Origin of the sequence: Methanospirillum hungatei, from assembly GCF_020216685.1 — an archaeon.
In the GTDB taxonomy this organism is placed as follows: domain Archaea; phylum Halobacteriota; class Methanomicrobia; order Methanomicrobiales; family Methanospirillaceae; genus Methanospirillum; species Methanospirillum hungatei_B.
In genome coordinates this window covers 1-4,505 of record NZ_JAIWNS010000268.1, presented here as the reverse complement: position 1 = coordinate 4,505, position 4,505 = coordinate 1, and the positions used below count along the sequence as shown (strand labels likewise).

The 4,505-nt window shown below is 48.8% G+C and carries 3 protein-coding genes; 1 reads left to right on the top strand and 2 read right to left on the bottom strand.

Annotated features, from left to right (window positions below; all coding sequences use genetic code 11):
• A partial coding sequence (locus LDL35_RS14660; protein WP_304023777.1) for an ATP-binding protein occupies positions 1–531 on the top strand: 531 nt, incomplete at its 5' end.
• 309 nt (positions 532–840) lie between these two features.
• On the opposite strand, the gene LDL35_RS14655 is transcribed toward LDL35_RS14660, so the two are convergent.
• Both LDL35_RS14655 and LDL35_RS14650 read right to left on the bottom strand, forming a co-directional pair.
• Positions 841–3,951 (bottom strand): type I restriction endonuclease subunit R, encoded by a 3,111-nt coding sequence (locus LDL35_RS14655; RefSeq protein WP_304023775.1) that lies wholly within the window; start codon positions 3,949–3,951, stop codon positions 841–843.
• Positions 3,952–4,004: 53 nt separating this feature from the next.
• The coding region (locus tag LDL35_RS14650; protein WP_304023773.1) for an ATP-binding protein at positions 4,005–4,505 on the bottom strand (501 nt) is incomplete at its 5' end.

Here is a 4,505-nt window from a genome sequence, read left to right as displayed (position 1 = left end):
CGTACGTATCTGGAGAAAAGCGAACGGATTTTAGAATCGGTTCAGGAAAGCCTCACATTTTTAGAGAAATATCAGAATCTCGGGATCAACCAGCCACGATGGCAGAAGGTCGTATATACTCTTTTAAGTGCCATTTCACATCTTGATCTCTCTCACCTGAACCGGACGATGGACCTGCCTGATCTCGAGATTTACGCTGATCCCCATCTTGAAGACGCATTTCTGGCTCTTTTAGATATGATAGCCAGGCAAGGAGACCAGGTTACAAAGATTGGGATACGATGTCACAAGAACGGAGACAATATTACCCTCATCATTGAATCTGATGGGCCGGGAATCCCGGTGGATGAGAAGGATCAGGTTTTCAAATGGGAATATATGGGAAAAAGCGGGACCAGCCTCTTTCTTGCCAGAGAGATCCTTTCCATTACCGGTATGTCTCTGCAGGAGACCGGAGCATCAGGTGAGGGGATCCGTTTCGAAATAACAATACCGGAGGGGGAATACCGGATCAGTACACCGGAGGAGTGAAAAGATTTTGGCATCTTCCTATCTCTATAATACGTCCATCTTATACCTCCTCTTCCCGAATTAGGAGGTCAGTTACACTGTCTGCCACTCCTTGTCCATGATAGGTATCCAGACTATTTGATTTTGTGATTCGGAGACGAGATGATGGTTACCTGAGTGATTGCTTCAGTCCGGTCCAGCACAATCTACTACCCAGCCATGATCCGGGAATTACCGTTTATTGCTGCCTCAAGGAATTCAGGTCAGATTACGTGAATATGGACCAGTAGTATTCGGCGAAAATTATTGGTCTGGCGAGGGGATAGTATCTCATCCTGCAACCGCCGAACAGAGCAACTCCGCCTGCTGCATGACCGTCTGAATAGCATTCTCCTGTTTGTCAGGGGGGTATCCATTCGCCCGCAGTATCCTCTTTATTGCAACCCGCATCTTTGCCCGAACCGATTCACGGGATGACCAGTCAATTGTCACATTCTCCTTAATCGACTTTACCAGATCCCGGGCTATCTTTTTGAGGATTTCATCCCCCAGAATCACCACAGCACTGTCATTCACGCCCAGAGCGTCGTAAAAGGCAAGCTCTGCCTCGGTAAGACCCAGGTTCTCTCCCCGCTGCTGAGCCTCCCTGATCTCCCGTGCAATTTCCGAGAGTTCTTTTAAGATCTCCTGGGTCGTAACCTTTCGGTTATTGTATTTATTTATCGTCTGCTCAAGCATCTCGGAGAATTTTCTTGCTTCGGTTGTGTTTTTCCGGGTTCGTGCCCGGATCTGATCATTCAGCAGCCGGGTCATGGCAGCAATTGCAACATTCTGGTTCTTGTATTTCAGGAGGTCATTGAGGAACTCTTCGGAGAGGACTGATATATCTCCCACATCCTTTCCCATATCCTTGAAGATATCGACGATGCCAAGGGGGACAATGGACTTTGAGACGATCTGCTTTACTGCCAGATTCAGTTCATACTCTGATTTTCCTGCTCCTTCTGATGTCTTTATGATTTGTGCCCGAACGGCCTGGAAATACGCGACATCTTCCCTTATCTCAATGGCTTTTTCATGAGGAAGAGCAAGGGCAAATGCCTGGGAGAGTTCAAGCACATGCTGCATGAAGTCTGATTTTCGTTCAGGATCATCAAGGACATAGTTAAATCCTGCTTGAAGGATGGAGAGACGAGTTGCTGCCGGAGCTCCCCGCCAGCCTGACCAGTCAAACCCATGGAAGAGATGACAACAAACCTCGTACTTCTCCATCATCTTATCAACGATCCTCTCCTGATCAAATACGGGATCTCCCTTGCCTTTACTCTCCGTATAGGTGACCAGAGCTTTTTTCAGCTCTTCCGCAAGACCAATGTAATCGACAATAAGCCCGCCGGGTTTATCTTTCCATACCCGGTTTACTCTGGCGATTGCCTGCATGAGGGTGTGGCCCTTCATAGGCTTGTCGATGTACATAGTATGAAGACAGGGAACATCAAATCCGGTCAGCCACATATCACGGACGATTGCGATTTTGAATGGATCTTCTGGATCCTTGAACCGTTTAGCAAGGAGTTCCCGACCTGATTTCGGTCTGATATGCTTTTGGAAGTCTTTTTCATCGCCTGCTGAACCGGTCATGACCACCTTCAAAAAGCCGTCATTGTCTGAATCAGAGTCCCATTCCGGGCGTCTCTCAACCAGTGCCTTGTAGAGTTCAACACAGATCCGCCTGCTCATGCAGACGATCATCGCTTTCCCTTCGATGGCATCTGAGCGCTCTTCAAAGTGGCGGATGAGATCATCAGCAACCTCGTTGATTCGCTTCTCATCTCCGACGATGGCTTCAAGAGCTGCCCATTTTGTCCGGAGTTTTTCTTTTCTGAAGACCTCTTCGTTCTCGGTTACTTCTTCAAACTCCTGGTCGATGAGTGGTTTAATCTCCTCATTCATCCTGATATCAACAATACGGCTCTCGTAATAGATGGGAACGGTTGCCCTGTCCCTGATTGCCTGCTGAATATCATAGATGCTGATGTATTCACCAAAGACGTTCCTTGTCACTTTATCCTGAAGGTCGATAGGTGTCCCGGTAAACCCGATAAATGAGGCATTGGGGAGGGCATCACGGATATATTTGGCGAATCCGTAACTGATCTCTCCCTTCTTGCTCACCTTTCCATGCATCCCGTACTGGCTTCGGTGTGCCTCATCTGCGATGACAATGATGTTCTTCCGATCAGAGAGGAGGGGATATTTCTCTTTGTTTTCATCTTCGGGGAAGAACTTCTGAATGGTAGTGAAGACGACCCCACCGGAAGCGACACTGAGTAGTGTTTTCAGATGGTCCCGGCCCTCTGCCTGGATAGGTGTCTGGCGGAGGAGTTTTTTGCACCGGGAGAAGGTTTGGAAGAGTTGATCGTCAAGGTCATTCCGGTCGGTGATGACCAGGATCGTCGGGTTCTGGAGTGATGGTGTCTGGATGATCTTTCCTGAGTAAAAGACCATGGTGAGACTTTTTCCTGACCCCTGGGTATGCCAGACGACTCCGCACCGGCGATCTCCCATGTCACTTATAGCCGTCTCGGTAGACCTGACGGCGAGGTTTACGGCATGGTACTGGTGGTACCCGGCAAGTTTCTTGATGGTGTTCCCCCGTTCATCCTCTTCAAATACGATGAAGAACCGGATAAGGTCAAGAAGCCGCTTTTTATCACAGACACCCCGGATGAGGACTTCGATCTCGGGGATATGGTTTGGGGCTTCCTGTGCTCCGTCAATCGTCCTCCACCGGGAAAACCGTTCAAGTGGTGCTGAGAGGGTCCCGATCCTGGTCTGGATTCCATCGGAGATGACCGCCATGGTATTGTATGAGAAGAATGAGGGAATCTCCTGCATGTAGGTCTGGAGCTGGTTATGGGCTAAGGTCAGGGTGGCCCGTTCATCGGTGGGGTTTTTCAGTTCAAAGATGATGACCGGAATCCCGTTGATGAAGAGGACAATATCGGGCCTTCGGTGGTTTTTCCCTTCCTGAATGGTGAACTGGTTGACGACAAGGAATTCGTTGTTCTCCGGGTGTTCAAAGTCAATCAGCCTGACCTGATCTCCACCAACTGATCCATCCTTTCGGCGGTATTCGACTGTGATTCCACCGGAGATCATCTCATGGATGGTCTTGTTATTCTGGATGAGGGTAGTATGACTGGGATTGGTGAGCATTGTCTGTGCCGCTTCATGGGCATCACGGGGGAGAGACTTGTTGAGTCGGAAGATGGCATCTTCAAGTCTGGATTCAAGGAGGTATTCATCGAAGGAGTCTCGGATCTGATCCCTCTCTCCAGGTGCGACCTCATACCCATAGAGGACCTCGTACCCAAGGTCACGAAAGATTTCAAGTGCCGTTTCTTCTACGTCAGATTCACATAATCCCGTTGTTGTCATGATCCTCACCGTTCATCGGCTTTCAATTCAGAGAGATATTCATGTAATATTTCTTAACCAGCAGGAGTTATCCGGTACTTCTGATGTTTACTTGTTGGTCTGTCTGGAATGGTGAGCTCAATAAGACCATCTTCTACTAATGGTAAGAGAATGTTTTTCCGGAATTTTGAACGATCTGATCTTCCAAAGAATGAGAGTATTTCGACCAATGTACTCTCCTTCTGGCATATTTTTAAGAGATCCATCTTCTCTCTTCTTAGTGCTATCTTAGTGCCATCTTGGTGCCGGTCAGGAGTCTCGTTCGGAGTGAAAGTCACGGTGAAAAACCCGTCTGTATCAAAGACCGGCTCCGGGCACCCGGATTCCCGTGCTCCTTCCCGCATCCGCTCTATTCCGGTCCCCGCCTTCTCGATAAATCCGATCCGGTGATAGAGGTCAGCGATAATCGGGTTCCTTCTGACACTCTTATGCCCGAGATCAGTCTGTTGCATCCCTGGAGGAAGGCCACCCGGACTGCTAATCTCGATCCGGTCAGAGAAGATCTGGACAAAGAC

What these genes read in the sequence shown, in the direction of transcription:
- LDL35_RS14655 (WP_304023775.1), bottom strand. Translation starts at nt 3,951, where the DNA reads ATGACAACAACGGGATTATGTGAATCTGACGTAGAAGAAACGGCACTT.